At 62.5% G+C, this 17,152-nt stretch carries 18 protein-coding genes; 7 read left to right on the top strand and 11 right to left on the bottom strand.

Annotation, left to right across the window (positions count from 1 at the left end; all coding sequences use genetic code 11):
• Nucleotides 1–17 precede the first annotated feature (17 nt).
• The 3 genes from LDZ23_RS02770 (at nt 18) to LDZ23_RS02760 (ending at nt 2,928) form a co-directional block, all read left to right on the top strand.
• Complete coding sequence (locus LDZ23_RS02770) at nt 18–1,049, top strand: CDP-6-deoxy-delta-3,4-glucoseen reductase (RefSeq protein ID WP_008351145.1); 1,032 nt, start codon at nt 18–20, stop codon at nt 1,047–1,049.
• 275 nt (nt 1,050–1,324) lie between these two features.
• Entirely contained in the window at nt 1,325–2,509 is a 1,185-nt protein-coding gene (locus LDZ23_RS02765) for an acetylornithine transaminase (RefSeq protein ID WP_244807751.1), read from the top strand.
• Complete coding sequence (locus tag LDZ23_RS02760; protein ID WP_244807750.1) at nt 2,506–2,928, top strand: GNAT family acetyltransferase; 423 nt, start codon at nt 2,506–2,508, stop codon at nt 2,926–2,928. The genes LDZ23_RS02765 and LDZ23_RS02760 overlap by 4 nt, the downstream gene beginning before the upstream one ends.
• A gap of 61 nt (nt 2,929–2,989) precedes the next feature.
• On the opposite strand, the gene LDZ23_RS02755 is transcribed toward LDZ23_RS02760, so the two are convergent.
• The 9 genes from LDZ23_RS02755 to LDZ23_RS02715 form a co-directional block, all read right to left on the bottom strand.
• A complete protein-coding gene (locus LDZ23_RS02755; RefSeq protein WP_244807749.1) occupies nt 2,990–3,286 on the bottom strand; it encodes a hypothetical protein in 297 nt (98 codons plus the stop codon).
• A gap of 693 nt (nt 3,287–3,979) precedes the next feature.
• Complete coding sequence (locus tag LDZ23_RS02750; protein ID WP_244807748.1) at nt 3,980–4,651, bottom strand: hypothetical protein; 672 nt, start codon at nt 4,649–4,651, stop codon at nt 3,980–3,982.
• 160 nt (nt 4,652–4,811) lie between these two features.
• Nucleotides 4,812–5,516, bottom strand: coding sequence for an ABC transporter ATP-binding protein (locus tag LDZ23_RS02745; RefSeq protein WP_008351154.1), 705 nt, complete (start codon nt 5,514–5,516; stop codon nt 4,812–4,814).
• A gap of 18 nt (nt 5,517–5,534) precedes the next feature.
• Entirely contained in the window at nt 5,535–6,311 is a 777-nt protein-coding gene (locus tag LDZ23_RS02740; protein WP_008351156.1) for an ABC transporter ATP-binding protein, read from the bottom strand.
• A 17-nt stretch (nt 6,312–6,328) separates the two neighbouring features.
• Nucleotides 6,329–7,498 carry an ABC transporter permease subunit gene (locus LDZ23_RS02735; RefSeq protein WP_008351157.1) on the bottom strand — a complete coding sequence of 390 codons (1,170 nt, stop codon included), beginning with the start codon at nt 7,496–7,498 and terminating at the stop codon, nt 6,329–6,331.
• Between the two features lie 24 nt (nt 7,499–7,522).
• Nucleotides 7,523–8,473 carry a branched-chain amino acid ABC transporter permease gene (locus tag LDZ23_RS02730; protein ID WP_008351160.1) on the bottom strand — a complete coding sequence of 317 codons (951 nt, stop codon included), beginning with the start codon at nt 8,471–8,473 and terminating at the stop codon, nt 7,523–7,525.
• 212 nt (nt 8,474–8,685) lie between these two features.
• Nucleotides 8,686–9,912 (bottom strand): branched-chain amino acid ABC transporter substrate-binding protein, encoded by a 1,227-nt coding sequence (locus tag LDZ23_RS02725; protein ID WP_008351162.1) that lies wholly within the window; start codon nt 9,910–9,912, stop codon nt 8,686–8,688.
• 428 nt (nt 9,913–10,340) lie between these two features.
• Nucleotides 10,341–11,303, bottom strand: a complete 963-nt coding sequence (gene ispH, locus LDZ23_RS02720; RefSeq protein ID WP_008351164.1) for a 4-hydroxy-3-methylbut-2-enyl diphosphate reductase — start codon at nt 11,301–11,303, stop codon at nt 10,341–10,343.
• 2 nt (nt 11,304–11,305) lie between these two features.
• Nucleotides 11,306–11,761, bottom strand: a complete 456-nt coding sequence (locus tag LDZ23_RS02715; protein WP_008351167.1) for an FKBP-type peptidyl-prolyl cis-trans isomerase — start codon at nt 11,759–11,761, stop codon at nt 11,306–11,308.
• A gap of 204 nt (nt 11,762–11,965) precedes the next feature.
• Between LDZ23_RS02715 and radC the strand changes: the two genes are divergently transcribed.
• The 4 genes from radC (at nt 11,966) to nadB (ending at nt 15,132) form a co-directional block, all read left to right on the top strand.
• Nucleotides 11,966–12,715: a RadC family protein gene (gene radC, locus LDZ23_RS02710; protein ID WP_081851872.1), complete on the top strand. Its 750-nt coding sequence runs from the start codon at nt 11,966–11,968 to the stop codon at nt 12,713–12,715.
• A gap of 216 nt (nt 12,716–12,931) precedes the next feature.
• Nucleotides 12,932–13,165, top strand: a complete 234-nt coding sequence (gene rpmB / locus LDZ23_RS02705) for a 50S ribosomal protein L28 (RefSeq protein ID WP_008351171.1) — start codon at nt 12,932–12,934, stop codon at nt 13,163–13,165.
• A gap of 11 nt (nt 13,166–13,176) precedes the next feature.
• Nucleotides 13,177–13,344 (top strand): 50S ribosomal protein L33, encoded by a 168-nt coding sequence (gene rpmG / locus LDZ23_RS02700; RefSeq protein ID WP_007180630.1) that lies wholly within the window; start codon nt 13,177–13,179, stop codon nt 13,342–13,344.
• 189 nt (nt 13,345–13,533) lie between these two features.
• The gene (nadB, locus tag LDZ23_RS02695) at nt 13,534–15,132 is read left to right on the top strand and encodes an L-aspartate oxidase (protein WP_244807747.1); all 1,599 of its coding nucleotides are present in this window, start codon (nt 13,534–13,536) and stop codon (nt 15,130–15,132) included.
• Here the strand turns inward: nadB and nadC are convergent.
• On the bottom strand, nt 15,129–16,001 hold the full coding sequence (nadC, locus tag LDZ23_RS02690) for a carboxylating nicotinate-nucleotide diphosphorylase (RefSeq protein WP_244807746.1): 873 nt from the start codon (nt 15,999–16,001) through the stop codon (nt 15,129–15,131). The two genes, nadB and nadC, sit on opposite strands and share 4 nt — an antisense overlap.
• Nucleotides 16,001–17,128, bottom strand: coding sequence for a quinolinate synthase NadA (gene nadA / locus LDZ23_RS02685; protein WP_034472958.1), 1,128 nt, complete (start codon nt 17,126–17,128; stop codon nt 16,001–16,003). The genes nadC and nadA overlap by 1 nt, the downstream gene beginning before the upstream one ends.
• Nucleotides 17,129–17,152 lie beyond the last annotated feature (24 nt).

The following is a 17,152-nucleotide window of genomic DNA, read 5'->3' as shown; positions in this document are numbered from 1 at the left end:
ATCGCAGAAATCGATCTATGGCTTTCAACGTAACGCTCCGGCAAAGCGGCCGGCAGTTTCAAGTAGAACCCGACGAACCGGTGCTGACCGCCGCGCTGCGCCAGGGCATCGGCCTGCCGTACGGCTGCAAGAACGGTGCGTGCGGTTCGTGCAAGGGCGCCGTCGTGAGCGGCGAGGTCGAGCAGGCGCCGCATTCGTCGTCGGCACTGTCGAACGACGAAAAGACGCGCGGCATGGCCCTCTTCTGTTGCGCGACCGCGCAGACGGATTTGACCATCGACGTGCGCGAAGTCGCGGGCGTCGGCGACGTCCAGGTGAAAAAGCTGCCGTGCCGCGTGAACGCGCTCGAACGCAAAGCCGACGACGTCATCGAACTGAAGCTGCAACTGCCCGCGAACGAACGCCTGCAGTATTACGCGGGCCAGTACATCGAATTCATCCTGAAGGACGGCAAGCGCCGCAGCTATTCGATGGCGAGCCCGCCGCATCACGAAGGGCCGCTCGAACTGCACATTCGCCACATGCCGGGCGGCACGTTCACGGATCACGTCTTCGGCGCGATGAAAGAGCGCGACATCTTGCGCTTCGAAGGCCCGCTCGGCACGTTCTTCCTGCGTGACGAGTCCGACAAGCCGATCGTTCTGCTCGCTTCGGGCACGGGTTTCGCGCCGATCAAGGCGATCATCGAACATGCGGTCTTCAAGAATCTGAATCGCCCGATGACGCTTTATTGGGGCGGCCGCCGCAAGAAGGATCTCTACATGATGTCGCTCGCCGAACAGTGGGCGCGCGAGGTTCCGAATTTCAAGTTCGTGCCGGTGCTCTCCGAACCCGACGCCGGCGACGCCTGGACGGGCCGCACGGGCTTCGTTCATCGGGCTGTCATCGAAGATCTGCCAGACTTGAGCGGCTATCAGGTGTACGCGTGCGGCGCGCCCGTGATGGTGGAATCGGCGCAGCGCGACTTCACGCAGCATCATCGGCTGCCGGAGGACGAGTTCTACGCGGATTCGTTCACGAGCGCGGCAGATCTCGCGCATCCCGTGTGAGCTTGCACACAACGTGCACGCGGACAAAAAATCCGCGTCCACGGTTTACAGGCGGCAACCGCTTAACGTATCCTTCGCGAATGCTCAAAACGCTGAACGCACTTCGACGTCGCCGCTCGCCGCTTCCCTAGGGATGCCGCTGGCTCGTCACGCACTGCGCTCACGGTTCGGTCTTGTCGAAGCGTACGAAATGAAGCCACGGAAATCCGTGGCTTTTGTTTTTTCCGCATCGTTTTCCTCTTTTTCTCGCACTAGCCTTCGTGGAGCCCGCTGTCATGAATTTCAATGAGTACCCCGTTGATTCGCTGATGTACATCACGAACCGTCCCGAGATCGTGTTCACGCATGGCAAGGGTTCCTGGCTCTACGACAACACGGGCAAGCGCTATCTCGACTTCATCCAGGGCTGGGCGGTGAACTCGCTCGGCCACTGCAACGAAGGCATGATCGAGGCGATGGAAAAGCAGGCGCGCACGCTGATCAACCCGTCGCCCGCGTTCTACAACGCGCCGATGGCGCAGCTCGCCGGCCTGCTCACCGCGAACAGTTGCTTCGACAAGGTGTTCTTCGCCAACAGCGGCGCGGAAGCGAACGAAGGCGCGATCAAGCTCGCGCGCAAGTGGGGCAAGAAGTTCAAGAACGGCGCGTACGAGATCATCACGTTCGACCACAGCTTCCACGGCCGCACGATCGCGACGATGTCCGCGAGCGGCAAGGCCGGCTGGGACACGATCTACGCGCCGCAAGTGCCGGGCTTTCCGAAGGCCGATCTGAACGATATCGCGTCGGTCGAGAAGCTCATCAACGAGAAGACCGTGGGCGTGATGCTCGAGCCGATTCAGGGCGAAGGCGGCGTGATTCCCGCGACGCGCGCATTCATGCAGCAACTGCGCGAATTGACGAAGAAGCACAACATCCTGCTCATCGTCGATGAAGTGCAAAGCGGATGCGGCCGCGCGGGAACGCTGTTCGCGTACGAGCTGTCGGGCGTCGAGCCGGACATCATGACGCTCGGCAAGGGCATCGGCGGCGGCGTGCCGCTCGCGGCGCTCCTGTCGAAGGCGGACGTCGCGTGCTTCGATGCGGGCGATCAGGGCGGCACCTACAACGGCAATCCGCTGATGACGGCGGTCGGCTACTCGGTGATTTCGCAACTCGTCGCGCCGGGCTTTCTCGAAGGCGTGCGCGAGCGCGGCGAGTATCTGAAGCAGGAACTGCTGAAGCTGTCGGACGAGCGCGGCTTCAAGGGCGAGCGCGGCGAAGGTTTGCTGCGCGCGTTGCTGCTCGACAGCGACAAGGGTCCGCAAATCGTCGAGAAGGCGCGTCTGATGCAGCCCGACGGCCTCCTCCTCAACGCGGCGCGCCCGAATTTGCTGCGCTTCATGCCCGCGCTCAACGTGACGAAGGACGAGATCGACCAGATGATGACGATGCTGCGTTCGGTGCTCGATTCGCTGTGATCATCCGCACTTTCGATGCAGGCGATCGCGACGCCGTGATCGCCCTGTGGCGCGATGTGTTTCCGGAGTACGCGGACGCATCTCGGCCGCAGCGCGATCCGGCGCTGTCGATCGAGAACAAGATGCGCACGCAACCGGAGCTGTTCTTCGTCGGCTCGATGGATGGCGAAGTGATCGGCACGGTGATGACCGGTTACGACGGGCATCGCGGCTGGGTGTATTCGCTTGCTGTCACGCCTGCGCTGCGCGGCCGTGGATACGGCAGTGCGTTGATGAAGCACGCGGAAGCGGCGTTGACGAAGCTCGGCTGCCCGAAGGTGAATCTGCAGATTTTGTCGTTCAAGACGGAGCTGCGCGGGTTCTATGAAAGGCTCGGGTATCGGATGGATGAAGTGGTGAGTTTGGGGAAGCGGCTTTGACGCGCGAACTCAGGCTGAACGCTTCGACAAGGCCGCTATCTTTCTCAGATGTCGACCAGGTTCAACAAGAAAAGCAGATTTGAGGCATCTCGTCGACGGCCGCTGCGCGTCTTTGCTTTCTTTGCGGATTGCGCGCCGCATCTTCTACCGACGAGCCGCGCACCTTGAACGACGGATTGGGTTCGATCGAAATGTTGCGAAAGACCACGTCCGTTGTGCCGCTTTCTTCCCTGTATTTCAGCGTCAGGTCTACGTTGTAATCAGTGAGCCAAACGCCGTCGTACTCCACGACGAATCCGCTCTGCGTCGCTACTGAGCAGTGGGTTTCGACTGCGGAGCCGGTGAGCGAAGCAAACACGTCGAACGCCGGTTTTGTGTCCGACCCGGCACTGCATGCGCTTTTCGCCCTTTCGGGAAGGCTGAGGAACGGACATATCAAATTCCGCCCCTTTGACCAGGGTCTGTGGGGTCGCGCGGATCGCAGTGCTATCTTTGAGGTTCGCCATGCCGATCTGGCTATCGCCCCACAGTTCCTGAGAACGCAGGTCCGCCATTCGGTAGTAGGTCCGGAAATAGGCCCATGTAACCGCACTATCTCCAGCGGTCGTGACGCTTTGCTCCGAAACGACACCATTGTCGTGACGGTTCACAAGAGTTGACGTGAAGGGCACACGCTTCAGTGGTGAGCGTGAATCGACCCAATCTGCTTCGATGATCAGTCGCTTGTAGGGAAGAATCTGGCTGCCCTTAGCGGGAAGACCGCGTTGCACCACCTCGCCATAGCTTCGAAAAGTATTGGCGCAGCATCGCGCCCTGCGGCGAATCCGGGTCGATACCTGATGATGCAAGCCGCGAGTTGAAGTCCGCCAAGTCTCTCGTCTCGGCGGATACGGGTGCGATCGGTTGAGTCTGTCCTGTCGCCGTCGCTATCGAGAGGAAAGCGAAGGCAGCCAAGAGCCAACGTATGATTTTCAAGCGTTGCATATATTCTTATCTGATCTGAGAGGTTCGAATGTGAATGGCCGAGCGAAAGGCGATGCAAGGCTCGCGATCATTGCGAAGTTGAATTCGAATCCGTGTCAACTCTCGCGTCGGCACATTTGGCAGCGCGTGTCACAGCGACGGGTTCATCCATGTCATGGCCGTCGATAAGACGAACGGATATCCAGCACTGCCTGCCCTTCATCTCGAGAAACGCATCGTAGTCACGGCCCGCAACCGGACTGAAAGTCACACGCGGTGGAGTACACCACCAATGGGCGTTACCCGCACTGCCGCTCGTTCCCATGCTCAGGACAATCGGCTGGCCGCCCGCCACCACATACTCTCTGATGGAATCCTTGAACTCCAGGCCGTCGACTCGCATGAACTCGCGCGGGCTCGGCGGCATGCCGATAACCTCGCTCCGCGACGAATATTTCCAATTGGCAAAAAAACCGTCGTCACCGGCCACCCATTCAGCTCCCTCGACGGAACCGCCATAACAGGCGTGATTGGGAAGGTACGAGGCAGTGCGCGTTCCGTTGCCGGAGAGAAGTCTGATACGCGCAGAGACCGCGCTATCGTATTCCGGCGCCGCGACGGTCACGTTATGACTGGGCTGCGGAAACAATCCGCAGCCCGTCAGTGCCATCGTGGCTGCGATGAGGAGGTGGCCGCGCTTCGGCAGCTGGCTGAGACTGGAGGTGAACATCGCGCAAAATCCCCGATTCTTGATCGGCATCCTGAGCTTCGATAGTGGGAAGAATCTGAGAAAGCGGGCTAATGCGACAGATGACGAGAAAGCGAGAACAATTTGGCGAAGCACCCGTAATCCTGGAAAAGAAAAAAGCCGACTGTCTCGCGACAGTCGGCTCCCTTTCGAGCATCGGACGGTTAAGTCTTCACTCACCCAAATACGCCGCCCTGACCTTCGGATCATCGAGCATGACCTTCGCGTCGCCGGACATCGTCACCGTGCCTGAATCCATCACGTAACCGCGATTCGCCGCCTGCAGCGCGAGACGCGCGTTCTGCTCCACGAGCAGCACCGTCAGCCCTTCCTTCGAGATTTCCCGCACGACTTCGAAGATCTTCTCGACCATGATCGGCGAAAGACCCATCGACGGTTCGTCGAGCAGCAAGAGCTTCGGGCGCGACAGCAGCGCGCGGGCCATCGCGAGCATCTGCTGTTCGCCGCCGGACAGCGTGCCCGCGTACTGCGACGCACGTTCCTTCAGACGCGGAAAGAAGCCGAACATGCGCTCCGTGTCCTTCTGAATGCCGTCCGAATCGTTGCGCAGATACGCGCCCATCTGCATGTTCTCGAGAATCGACATGCGCGCGAAGATGCCGCGGCCTTCCGGCACCATCGCGAGGCCGCGCTTGAGCAGTTCGTGCGTCGGCACGCCCTTGATCGACTGGCCCATGTACTCGATATCGCCGCCCGAGTACGGCTTGAGGCCGGTGATGGCCTTCATCGTCGTCGTCTTGCCCGCGCCGTTCGCGCCGATCAGCGTAACCAGTTCGCCCTGCCCGACTTCGAGATCGACACCCTTCACCGCCTGGATGCCGCCGTAATTCACCTGCAGACCCTTGACCTTCAACATTGCGCTTGTGGTCGCCATTTAGTGCACCCCCGCACCCAGATATGCCTCGATCACCTTCGGGTCCTTCTGCACGTCCTGCGGCAGACCTTCGGCGATCACCTTGCCGTAATCGAGCACCGTCATGCGGTTGCACAATCCCATCACGAGTTTCACGTCGTGTTCGATCAGAAGAATCGTCTTGCCGTCCGCGCGGATCTTGTCGAGCAGACGCGTGAGCTCGACCTTCTCCGTCGCGTTCATGCCGGCGGCGGGTTCGTCGAGCGCGAGCAGCTTCGGATCGGTCGCCAACGCGCGCGCGATCTCCAGACGGCGCTGATGCCCGTACGACAGATTGCGCGACGTGTAATCCGCGTATTGCAGCACGCCGACGTATTCCAGCAGTTCGAGCGCGCGCTCCTTGATCTCGCGCTCTTCGCGGCGTTCGGCGGGCGTCTGGAACACCGCGCCGACCAGACCGTGCTTCGTGCGAACGTGACGTCCGACCATCACGTTCTCCAGCGCCGTCATGCCGCCGAAAAGACGAATGTTCTGGAACGTGCGCGCGATGCCCGCCTTCGCCACCTGATAAACCGCCGTCGGGGTGTACGCCTGGCCGTCGAGCTTGAACTCGCCCGAATCCGGCGTGTAGAGACCCGTGATCACGTTGAAGAACGTCGTCTTGCCTGCGCCGTTCGGGCCGATCAGACCGTAGATCTCGCCTTCCTTGATTTCGAGGCGTACGTCGGACAACGCCTGCAAGCCGCCGAAACGCTTGTTGACGCCCGTGACGGAAAGTCGTGTTTGCTTATCGCTCATCTTTCAATCCCCCGCCTTTAAGCACGCACCGGCTTCTTGCCGTTGCGCTTCGCGATCTTCGCGATCTTGTCTTCGTGTTTCGCGGCGGGCCACAGGCCTTCCGAGCGATACAGCATGATCAGCACCATCGCCAGACCGTACAGCAACTGGCGGATGACTTCGGTATCGACAAGCTGATGACCGAAGATGGCGTTCTGCAGCGGACCCATTGTCGTGCGCAGGAATTCGGGGAACACGGCGAGCAGCACCGCGCCGAGAATCACGCCCGGAATATGGCCCATGCCGCCCAGCACCACGCACGCCAGCACGACGATCGACTCCCAGAACGTGAACGATTCCGGCGACACGAAGCCCTGGAACGCACCGAACATCGCGCCCGACAGACCGCCGAACGACGCGCCCATCGCGAATGCGAGCAGCTTCACGTTGCGGGTGTTGATGCCCATCGCCTTCGCGGCGATTTCGTCTTCGCGGATAGCGGCCCACGCGCGGCCGATACGCGAATGCTGAAGGCGCGTACACACCCAGATCACGAACAGCGCGCACAGCACGAACAGGTAGTAGTACAGGTACACCGACGGGAATTTGAAGCCGAAGAACTCGTGCGTCTGCGCGAGGCTGTAGCCGCCGACGTGCACCGGATCGATGCCCGTGATGCCCTTCGGACCGTTCGTGATGTTGACCGGACGATCGAGGTTGTTCATGAAGATCCGGACGATTTCCCCGAAGCCCAATGTCACGATCGCGAGGTAGTCGCCGCGCAGACGCAGCGTCGGTGCGCCGAGCAGCACGCCGAAGGTCGCGGCGAGCGCCATCGCGATCGGCACGATGATGAGGAACGGCACATGCAATCCGTTCGGCGCGAGCGCCGCGATCCACTCGAATTGCGTCGACAGTTGCGGCGACGACAGCAACGCCGCCGTGTAAGCGCCGACCGCGTAGAACGCGATGTAGCCCAGGTCGAGCAGGCCGGCGAAGCCGACCACGACGTTGAGACCCAACGCGAGCATGACGTAGAGCATCGCGAAGTCGAGCACGCGGACCCAGTAGTTGCCGCCCGCTGCGCCGATGACCATCGGCGCGGCAATCACGAACACAGCGGTGAGAATGCCGATGACGAGCGTCTTCGTCATGTTCTTCTCGGGGATGAGCGTCGTGGACGGCTCAATCGGTTGAATCGAAGTCATTTTTTTGAGCTCCTCACACGTTCTTTAAGCGCGGTCCGCGACACGTTCGCCGAGCAGACCCGACGGACGGAACACGAGCACGATGATCAGCACGACGAAGGCGAAGACGTCCTGGTAGTTGGAACCGAAGACCCCGCCCGTCAGATTGCCGATGTAACCGGCGCCCAACTGTTCGATGAGACCGAGCAGCACGCCGCCCACCATCGCGCCGCCCAGGTTGCCGATGCCCCCCAGCACCGCCGCCGTGAACGCCTTCAGGCCGGGAATGAAGCCCATGTAGAAGTGCGCGTTGCCGTATTCCGACGCGATCATCACGCCCGCCAACGCAGCCAGCGCCGAGCCGATCATGAAGGTCGCGGAAATCACGAAGTTCGGGTTCACGCCCATCAGCGACGCGACGCCCGGGTTCTCGGCGATCGCGCGCATCGCGCGGCCGAGCTTGGTCTTGTGCACGAGGAGCAGCAGGCCGCCCATCACGAGGAACGCGACGACGATGATGACGATTTCGGTCATCGAGATCACCGCGCCCGGACGGGTTTCGTCGGCGGCGATCACGTTGATCGGATCGGTCGGCAGAAGCTGCGGGAAGGCGAGCGGATTGCGGCCCCAGATCATCATCGCGATGGTCTGCAAGAGGATCGAGACGCCGATCGCGGTAATCAGCGGCGCGAGACGCGGCGCCTTGCGCAGCGGCCGGTACGCGACGCGTTCGATGGTGTAACCGACGATCGCGCAGACGATCGCGGCGATAACGAGCGCGATCGTCAGCATGATCGGCCCGGGCAAGCCGGGCGCGTGATTCTGCATGACGCCGATGGCGGAGAGCGCGACCATCGCGCCGACCATCAGCACGTCGCCGTGCGCGAAGTTGATGATGCCGAGAATGCCGTACACCATCGTGTAACCCAACGCGATGATGGCGTAGACGCTGCCAAGCACCAGACCGTTGAGGATCTGCTGGATGAAAATATCCATTTAAAGCTCCTTAGCCCCGTGCGATTCGATAACGCCTTTATCACCGGCCGATAAACCGGTGTGAAGTGAAATCTGAAGCGGCACTGCGCGTACTTTTAAAAAACCGGTAAGGGTTGAGCGCCGATCGTCCGCCCGCGGCCGGATGAGGCTGCGAGCGGTTCACGGACGGATACGAAAACAGCGCCGCCGGATAGCTGGCGCCGCCAGACTGCCTACTGCTTGACGACGTCGAGTACGTCCTTCTTCTTGTCCTTGAAGTCGTACAGCGTGATGGTCCCCGCCTTCAGATCGCCCTTGTCGTCGAATGCGATATGCCCCGTCAGACCGTTGTAGTCGGTCGTGGCAATCGCAGCGAGCACCTTGGGCGCTTCGATGGAGTTCGCACGCTTCATTGCATCGACGATCACGTACATCGCGTCATACGTGAACGGCGCGTAAATCTGCACCGGCGTGTGAAAGCGCGCTTCGTACTTCTTCTCGAAGTCGGCTCCCTTGTCCATCTTCGAAAGCGCGAGCCCCGCCTCCGAGCAGACGATGTTCTGCACCGCGTCGCCCGCGAGCTCGGCCACCTTGTCGGTGCAGACGCCGTCGCCCGCCAGAATCTTCGCCTTGATGCCGAGCGCCGCCGCTTCCTTGGCGAACGGGCCGCCCGTCACGTCCATGCCGCCGTACATCACGACGTCCGGCTGGATGCGCTTGATCTTCGTGAGAATCGCTTTGAAGTTGCGCGCCTTCTCGGTCGTTGCTTCGCGCGCGGCGATCTTCACGCCGCCGGCCTGCGCGCTCTTCGTGAATTCGTCGGCGAGGCCGCGGCCGTAGGCACTCGCGTCGTCGACCACGACGATCTTCTTCGCGTGCAGCGTCTTCATCGCGTAGCCGGCGAGGACCGGGCCCTGCAACGCATCGGTCGCGACGACGCGAAACGTCGTCTTGTAGCCCTGCTTCGTGTACTCGGGATTCGTCGTCGACGGCGAAATCTGCGCGATGCCCGCATCGCTGTAGATCTTCGACGCCGGAATCGACACGCCCGAATTCATGTGGCCGATCACCGCAACCACGTGGTCATCGACGAGCTTCTGCGCGGCTTCGGTGCCGACGCGCGGATCGGCTGCATCGTCCTGGGCGTCGAGCTCGAGGCGGATGGAACGCCCGTCGATGGTCAAGCCTTGCGCGCTGATCTCCTCCAGTGCGAGACGCGCGCCGTTTTCGTTGTCCTTGCCGAGGTGAGCCTGCAGGCCCGTGAGGGGTGCCACATGACCGATCTTCACGACAGTTGCTTCGCTCGCGGGCGCTGGCGCCGGCGCGGACGCAACGGGCACGGCGGCGGAACTCGCTGCCGATGCCGCTGTGCTCGCCCCGCCTTCATCCTTCTTGCCGCATGCGGTTGCCATTGCAACCGCAGCCGCGATGGACACGGCGTGAGCAAACTTGAATCGCATCAAATAGGTCTCCTGCGCCTCTAAAAACTGTCGTCGTGAACCCTTCTGGCCTCAAGACGCGCGCATTGTAACGCTAAATATGAGACGAGCAATATTCTTGCGTGGCGGGGTTTTCCAGCATTGCAACCAGCATTTTCGAGCGATTTTCCGGCTAGAGCGCAACCGGGTTGCGATCCGCATTTGTGCAGCAGTTGCACCACAACGGGAACAGGTTTAATCGATCGGTTCCGACGGTTACGTTTGCTTATCCGATTTACGGGGAAACCCTGAAGGCTTTCGGCGAAATTGCTCGTCGCGGCGCGCGCCCCATATCGGTGCTTACGCTTGGTGTCATCTCTCGCGTGAGGGTTCCGTTTCGATGGCGCCCGATGGGTTTCAAGCGCGAAAAAAAAGCGCCCGCAGGCGCTTTTTTAGAGGAAGGCCGCTAGTTACTGCGGCAGCGACAGTCCGCGCGGCAGCGGAAACGAGATCGTCTCTTCGATGCCTTCGAGCGAGCGCACGTTGCGCACGCCGAGTTCACGCAGACGCGCGATCACGGCCTGAGCCAGCACTTCCGGCGCCGATGCGCCCGCCGTCACGCCGATGCGCTTCTTGCCTTCGACCCACCGCGGATCGATCTGCGTCGGCGAATCGACCATATAAGAAGGGATGCCGCGCTTCTCAGCGACTTCACGCAGACGGCTCGAATTCGAGCTGTTCGGGCTGCCGACGACGATCACGACGTCGCACTGCGGCGCGAGAAATTTCACCGCGTCCTGGCGATTTTGCGTCGCGTAGCAGATGTCCTGCTTCTTCGGCTCCTTGATCTCGGGATACTTGCTCTTGAGCGCGTCGATGATCGCGGAGGCATCGTCGACCGAAAGCGTCGTCTGCGTCACGTACGCGATGCGCTGCGGATCGGGCAGATCGAGCTTCAGCACGTCGTCGATATCCTCGACGAGATGCATGCCCTCGCCCGACTGGCCCATCGTGCCTTCGACTTCCGGATGACCCTTGTGGCCGATCATCACGATGTCGAAGCCTTCCTGACGCATCTTCGCGACTTCGATATGCACCTTGGTCACGAGCGGGCACGTTGCGTCGAACACGCGCAGGCCGCGCGCCTCCGCTTCGCTGCGCACCGCTTTCGAGACGCCGTGCGCGCTGAAGATCAGTGTCGCGCCTTCGGGCACGTCGGACAGCTCTTCGATGAAAATCGCGCCCTTCTTGCGCAGATCGGCGACGACATATGCGTTATGCACGATCTCATGGCGCACGTAGATGGGCGCGCCGAACAGTTTGATCGCACGCTCGACGATCTCGATCGCGCGATCGACGCCCGCGCAAAACCCGCGCGGCTGCGCGAGCAGGATTTCGACGTCGGTCTGAACTTCGTTGAGGCTTTCAATCATGGTTACAGAATCCCGATGATTTTCACTTCGAAGACGAGCGCCTGGCCCGCGAGCGGGTGATTGAAATCGAACAGTGCCGCCGTTTCGCCGACTTCCTTCAGCACGCCGGCGTAGCGCCCGCCGTTCGGCGCGTTGAATTCGACGAGATCGCCGGGAGAAAAATCCTCGCCGATCATGCTGTTTTCGCGCAGCGTCGCGAGCGACACCCACTGGACCAGTTCCGGATTGCGCGGCCCGAACGCCTGATCCGGCGTTAGCTGAAAGGTCGAATGGTGGCCGACCTTCAGTCCCAGCAAAATCTCTTCCAACGGTTCGGCGAGTTGCCCTGCGCCTAGCAGAAGCGTCGCGGGCTTGTCGGCGAACGTATTGACGATGTCAGCACCATCGGCAAGCGCGAGCCGGTAATGAAGCGTGACGTGCGAACCGGGTTTCACCTCGGAGATATCGATGATGCTCATGAGTATTGGATGTGGCCGTTCGTTTGAAGGCAGGGCGCAGGCCCCGCATGGGGCGGCTCTTCGGCGCGTGGCAGCGAACCGCACGGCGCCCGTGCGAACCGGACGCCAAAACCGCTATTGTAAGACAGAGTTGTGGCAGCACGCGTCACGCGGCTCAGTCCCGTGTGCGCTTGCCCGCACGCCACGCGGTCCGGGAGCACCGCGATGAGCGCCGATCTGCGGCTCGTGCCGCCGCTCGTCGCACCCGACGGCGACAGTTTGTCCGCGATCGCGCCTCTCCTGCCGATCCGCAAGTGGGCGCGCGCGGACCGGCCGCGCGAACGCCTGCTCGATATAGGCCCGGCGTCGCTGTCGGACGCGGAACTGTTCGCCTTGTTCCTGCGCACCGGCCTTCCGGGGGCCACGGCCGTCGATGTGGCGCGTCAGCTTCTGCTGCGTTTCGGGTCGCTGCGCGGCGTGCTGGACGCGTCGGCGGCGGAATTGCGCGAACTGCGCGGCATCGGGCCGGCGCGGGCGGCGACGCTCATCGCCGTATCGGAATTGTGCCGGCGCGCGCTCGCCGAGAAGGCGCGCGATCGCGAACTGCTGAACGCGCCGGGCGCGGTGGAAGACTATCTGCGGCTCTTGATCGGCACGCGGCCCTACGAGGTGTTCATCTCTCTGTATCTGGATGCGCGCCATCAGTTGCTGCATGTCGAGGAGTCGGCGCGCGGCTCGCTGACGCGCGTGGCCGTGTATCCGCGTGAGATCGTGCGGCGCGCGCTCACGCTGAACGCGGCGGGGCTCATCGTCGCGCATAATCATCCGTCGGGCGGCGTCGAGCCGAGCGCGAACGACCGGCGACTCACCAAGACGCTGCAGGACGCGCTGACGCTCATCGACGTGCGGCTGCTCGATCACATCGTCGTGGCGGCGAACGAGGTCTTCTCGTTCGCGCGGCATGGCTGGCTGTGACGGCATAAAACGTTTGATATTGCAGCGTTTTTCCTGTTAGAATCCTCGTTTGCTTTTCTCAACCCGCCTGTTCTGAACGAATGCGGCCCTCATTGGCATAACCGTGCTGCCAAGTCCCCGATCGGCAAATTGGGCGATAAGAGGCATCGAAGCTGAAAGCGAGTGCTTTCGATTCGAGCGTTCGTCTCGGACTCAACGTGTATTAGGAGTGTCACCATGGCACGCGTATGCCAAGTAACTGGGAAAGGCCCGATGTCGGGCAACAACGTTTCCCACGCAAACAACAAGACCAAGCGTCGCTTCCTGCCGAACCTGCAGAATCGCCGTTTCTTCGTTGAAAGTGAAAATCGCTGGGTGCGTCTGCGCGTTTCGAACGCCGGCCTGCGCCTGATCGACAAGAACGGTATTGACGCCGTGCTCGCAGACCTGCGCGCACGCGGTGAAATCTAAGGAGCACGCACATGGCCAAGGGCGCACGCGACAAGATCAAGCTGGAATCGACCGCAGGCACGGGTCACTTCTACACGACGACCAAGAACAAGCGCAACATGCCGGAAAAGATGCTGATCAAGAAATTTGATCCGGTCGTCCGCAAGCACGTTGAGTACAAGGAAACCAAGATCAAGTAAGCCGCTTGATTTTTGAGTAGCCTGCACGAAGACAGCAGAAAGCCCCGCACCTCGCGGGGCTTTTTGTTTTCCGGCGCCGCTTTAACACGCTTTGCACACGATCGTGCGGGGGTTTTCGCTGTCACGGACTGTTCATGCGCGTTATGCTTGACGGCTATCGACGAAGAACACGGACGGAGAACCGGCAGCATGAATTTCGATGTGGCGATCGTAGGAAGCGGCCTCGCGGGTCTGAGCGTCGCGCTCAATCTGGCCGAGACGCGGCGCGTCGCGATTCTCGCGAAGCGCGCGGCGAGCGTCGGCGCGAGCGATTGGGCGCAAGGCGGCATCGCGGCGGTGCTGGACTCCGCCGACAGCGTCGACAATCACGTCGACGATACGCTCGTCGCGGGCGGCGGACTGTGCGACGAAGCCGCGACGCGCTTCATCGTCGAAAACGGGCGCGCCGCGATCGAATGGCTCATCGACGAAGGCGTGCCCTTCACGCGCGATGTCTCCGCCGAACTCGGCTTCCATCTGACGCGCGAAGGCGGTCACAGTCATCGCCGCATCATCCACGCCGCCGACGCGACCGGCCACGCGGTGGTCACGACGCTTTCCGAACGCGTGCGCAACCATCCGAACATCACCGTCCTCGAAGATCACTACGCGATCGACCTGATCACGTCCGACCGTCTCGGGCTGCCCGGCCATCGCTGTCACGGCCTTTACGCGCTCGATCTGAACTCGGGCCGCACCGTGACGATCCAGGCGCCGCACACCGTTCTCGCGACAGGCGGCGCGGGCAAGGTCTATCTCTATACGACCAATCCCGACACCGCGACCGGCGACGGCATCGCAATGGCGTGGCGCGCGGGCTGCCGCGTCGCGAACATGGAGTTCATCCAGTTCCATCCGACGTGCCTCTTCCATCCGTATGCGAAGTCGTTTCTGATCTCCGAAGCGGTGCGCGGCGAAGGCGGCGTGCTGCGTCTGCCGGACGGCACGCGCTTCATGCCCGCGCACGACGAGCGCGCCGAGCTCGCGCCGCGCGATATCGTCGCGCGCGCGATCGACTTCGAGATCAAGAAGCGTGGCATCGATTGCGTGTATCTCGACATCAGCCACCAGCCGCGCGCGTTTCTCGAAGCGCACTTTCCGACGATCCTCGCGCGCTGCGCCGAATTCGGCATCGATATCGCGAAGGAGCCGATTCCCGTCGTGCCCGCCGCCCATTACACCTGCGGCGGCGTCGTCACGGACCTCGCGGGGCGCACGGATCGTCCGGGGCTGTATGCGGTCGGCGAGACGTCGTACACGGGTCTGCACGGCGCGAACCGGCTCGCGAGCAATTCCCTGCTGGAATGCCTCGTGATCGGGCGCGCGGCGGCGCAGGCGATCGAAGCGGACGGCTTCTCGAATGGTTGTCACGCCCAACTGCCCGACTGGGACGAAAGCCGCGTGTCCGATCCGGACGAGGAAGTCGTCGTCGCGCACAATTGGGACGAGCTGCGCCGCCTGATGTGGAATTACGTCGGCATCGTGCGCACGGACAAGCGCCTTGCGCGCGCGCAACATCGCATCGCGCTGCTGCGCGACGAGATTCACGAGTACTACGCCAACTTCAAGGTGAGCCGCGATCTGCTGGAACTGCGCAATCTCGTCGATGTGGCGTCGCTGATCGTCGAAAGCGCGTGCTCGCGCCGCGAGAGCCGCGGCCTGCACTACAGCCGCGACTGGCCCGCGACCTTGCCGAAAGCGCTGCCGACGGTGCTGATGCCGCCGGCCGCGCGCCGCACGAGCCTTTAGAGCAGACGCATCGAGAAATCGGCCGCGCGCACGTCTTTTGTGAGCGCGCCGATGGAAATGCGATCGACGCCCGTGTCCGCGATCGCGCGCACCGTGTCGAAGTTCACGCCACCCGACACTTCGAGCAACGCGCGCCCGGCCGTGATGCGCACCGCGTCGCGCATCATGTCGAGCGTGAAGTTGTCGAGCAGGATCGATTCGGCCCGATGTGCGAGCGCCGTCTCGAGTTGCTCCAGCGTTTCGACCTCGATCTGGATCGGCACGCCCGCCTTCAGCGCGAGCGCCGCATCCATCGCCGCGCCGACGCCGCCCGCCGCTGCGATATGGTTTTCCTTGATGAGAATGCCGTCGTAGAGCGCGAGGCGCTGATTCGCGCCGCCGCCGACGCGCACCGCGTATTTCTGCGCGAGCCGCAAGCCCGGCAGCGTCTTGCGAGTGTCCAGAATCCGTGCGCGCGCGCCTTCGATCGCGTCGACATAGCGGCGCGTGGCGGTCGCGACGCCCGACAGCAATTGCAGGAAGTTGAGGCCGTTGCGCTCCGCCGTCAGAAGCGAGCGCGCCGGGCCGTGCAGCAGTACGACCGTGGAGTTGGCCGCCATGCGATCGCCTTCGCGATACTGCCATTCGACTTCGATCGTCGGATCGACGCGGCGCATGACTTCGTCGAACCAGGGCGCGCCGCACAGCACCGCTTCCTCGCGCACGATGATGCGCGCGGTGCGGCGGGCGTCGGCGGGCACGAGGCGCCCGGTGTGATCGCCCGTGCCGACGTCTTCTTCGAGCGCATCGACGACATTGCGTGCGAGCGCATCGTCGAATGCTTCGCCGTATTGCTTGCGGACTTCCTCGAAAATCGCCGGATACGTCATCACGCGGCTCCCACGTTCGAAAACAGCGTTCCGTCCTTGGCGAGATCGCCGCTCGCCTGCACGCGTTTCTTGTGACGCGCCGCGAAGTCGAGCATGCGATCGATCGGCACGCGCGCGCGCTGCCCGATGGCCGGATCGACGTGAATCTCGTTGTGACCGCGTTCGAGCACGTCGGCGAGATTGGCGAGACCGTTCATCGCCATCCACGGACAGTGCGCGCAGCTCTTGCAGGTCGCGCTGTTCCCGGCGGTCGGCGCTTCGATGAAAATCTTGCCGGGCGCGGCGAGCCGCATCTTGTGCAGGATGCCGAGGTCCGTCGCGACGATGAAGCGCTTCGCGTCCAGCTTCACCGCGGCGTCGATGAGTTGCGTGGTCGAGCCGACGACATCCGCGAGCGCGACGACGCCTTCCGGCGATTCCGGGTGCACGAGGATTTTCGCGTCGGGATATTCGTTGCGCAGCAGGTCGAGCTCGATGCCCTTGAACTCGTCGTGGACGAGACACGAACCTTGCCACAGCAGCATGTCCGCGCCGGTCTTCTTCTGGATGTAGCTGCCGAGGTGACGATCCGGCGCCCACAGGATTTTTTCGCCGCGCGCGTGTAGATCGGCGACGATTTCAAGCCCGATCGACGATGTGACCATCCAGTCCGCGCGCGCCTTCACGGCCGCGCTCGTGTTCGCGTACACGACGACCGTGCGGTCCGGATGCGCGTCGCAGAATGCTGAGAATTCGTCGGCCGGGCAGCCGAGGTCGAGCGAGCAGGTCGCGTCGAGGTCGGGCATCAGCACGCGTTTGTCCGGACTCAGAATCTTGGCCGTCTCGCCCATGAAGCGCACGCCCGCGACGACCAGCGTTTTCGCAGCATGATCGCGGCCGAAACGCGCCATTTCGAGCGAATCGGCAACGCAGCCGCCAGTTTCGTCGGCGAGTTCCTGGAGCTCAGCGTCGACATAATAGTGCGCGACGAGCACGGCTTCTTCGCGCTTGAGCAACGCGCGAATGCGCTCCTTCAACTCGCGCTTCCGTTCGGCCGACGGTGCGTCCGGCACGCGCGCCCACGCTTCGCCCACTCCACACGTCAGGCCTTGCGGCCGGTCGTACTCGACGCTCCTGATCGCTTCCATGTCCCTGTCCCCTGCTCCGTGCCA

This window comes from Caballeronia zhejiangensis (assembly GCF_022879815.1).
Taxonomy (GTDB): domain Bacteria; phylum Pseudomonadota; class Gammaproteobacteria; order Burkholderiales; family Burkholderiaceae; genus Caballeronia; species Caballeronia zhejiangensis.
This window is presented reverse-complemented; position numbering and strand designations above follow the sequence as displayed.

Bases quoted from the DNA above. Each gene is read 5' to 3' on its own strand.
- LDZ23_RS02770 (WP_008351145.1), top strand. From the start codon at position 18: ATGGCTTTCAACGTAACGCTCCGGCAAAGCGGCCGGCAGTTTCAAGTA.
- LDZ23_RS02765 (WP_244807751.1), top strand. From the start codon at position 1,325: ATGAATTTCAATGAGTACCCCGTTGATTCGCTGATGTACATCACGAAC.
- LDZ23_RS02750 (WP_244807748.1), bottom strand. From the start codon at position 4,651: ATGCCGATCAAGAATCGGGGATTTTGCGCGATGTTCACCTCCAGTCTC.
- LDZ23_RS02745 (WP_008351154.1), bottom strand. From the start codon at position 5,516: ATGTTGAAGGTCAAGGGTCTGCAGGTGAATTACGGCGGCATCCAGGCG.
- LDZ23_RS02740 (WP_008351156.1), bottom strand. From the start codon at position 6,311: ATGAGCGATAAGCAAACACGACTTTCCGTCACGGGCGTCAACAAGCGT.
- LDZ23_RS02735 (WP_008351157.1), bottom strand. From the start codon at position 7,498: ATGACTTCGATTCAACCGATTGAGCCGTCCACGACGCTCATCCCCGAG.
- LDZ23_RS02730 (WP_008351160.1), bottom strand. From the start codon at position 8,473: ATGGATATTTTCATCCAGCAGATCCTCAACGGTCTGGTGCTTGGCAGC.
- LDZ23_RS02725 (WP_008351162.1), bottom strand. From the start codon at position 9,912: ATGCGATTCAAGTTTGCTCACGCCGTGTCCATCGCGGCTGCGGTTGCA.
- ispH (WP_008351164.1), bottom strand. From the start codon at position 11,303: ATGATTGAAAGCCTCAACGAAGTTCAGACCGACGTCGAAATCCTGCTC.
- LDZ23_RS02715 (WP_008351167.1), bottom strand. From the start codon at position 11,761: ATGAGCATCATCGATATCTCCGAGGTGAAACCCGGTTCGCACGTCACG.
- radC (WP_081851872.1), top strand. From the start codon at position 11,966: ATGAGCGCCGATCTGCGGCTCGTGCCGCCGCTCGTCGCACCCGACGGC.
- rpmB (WP_008351171.1), top strand. From the start codon at position 12,932: ATGGCACGCGTATGCCAAGTAACTGGGAAAGGCCCGATGTCGGGCAAC.
- rpmG (WP_007180630.1), top strand. From the start codon at position 13,177: ATGGCCAAGGGCGCACGCGACAAGATCAAGCTGGAATCGACCGCAGGC.
- nadB (WP_244807747.1), top strand. From the start codon at position 13,534: ATGAATTTCGATGTGGCGATCGTAGGAAGCGGCCTCGCGGGTCTGAGC.
- nadC (WP_244807746.1), bottom strand. From the start codon at position 16,001: ATGACGTATCCGGCGATTTTCGAGGAAGTCCGCAAGCAATACGGCGAA.
- nadA (WP_034472958.1), bottom strand. From the start codon at position 17,128: ATGGAAGCGATCAGGAGCGTCGAGTACGACCGGCCGCAAGGCCTGACG.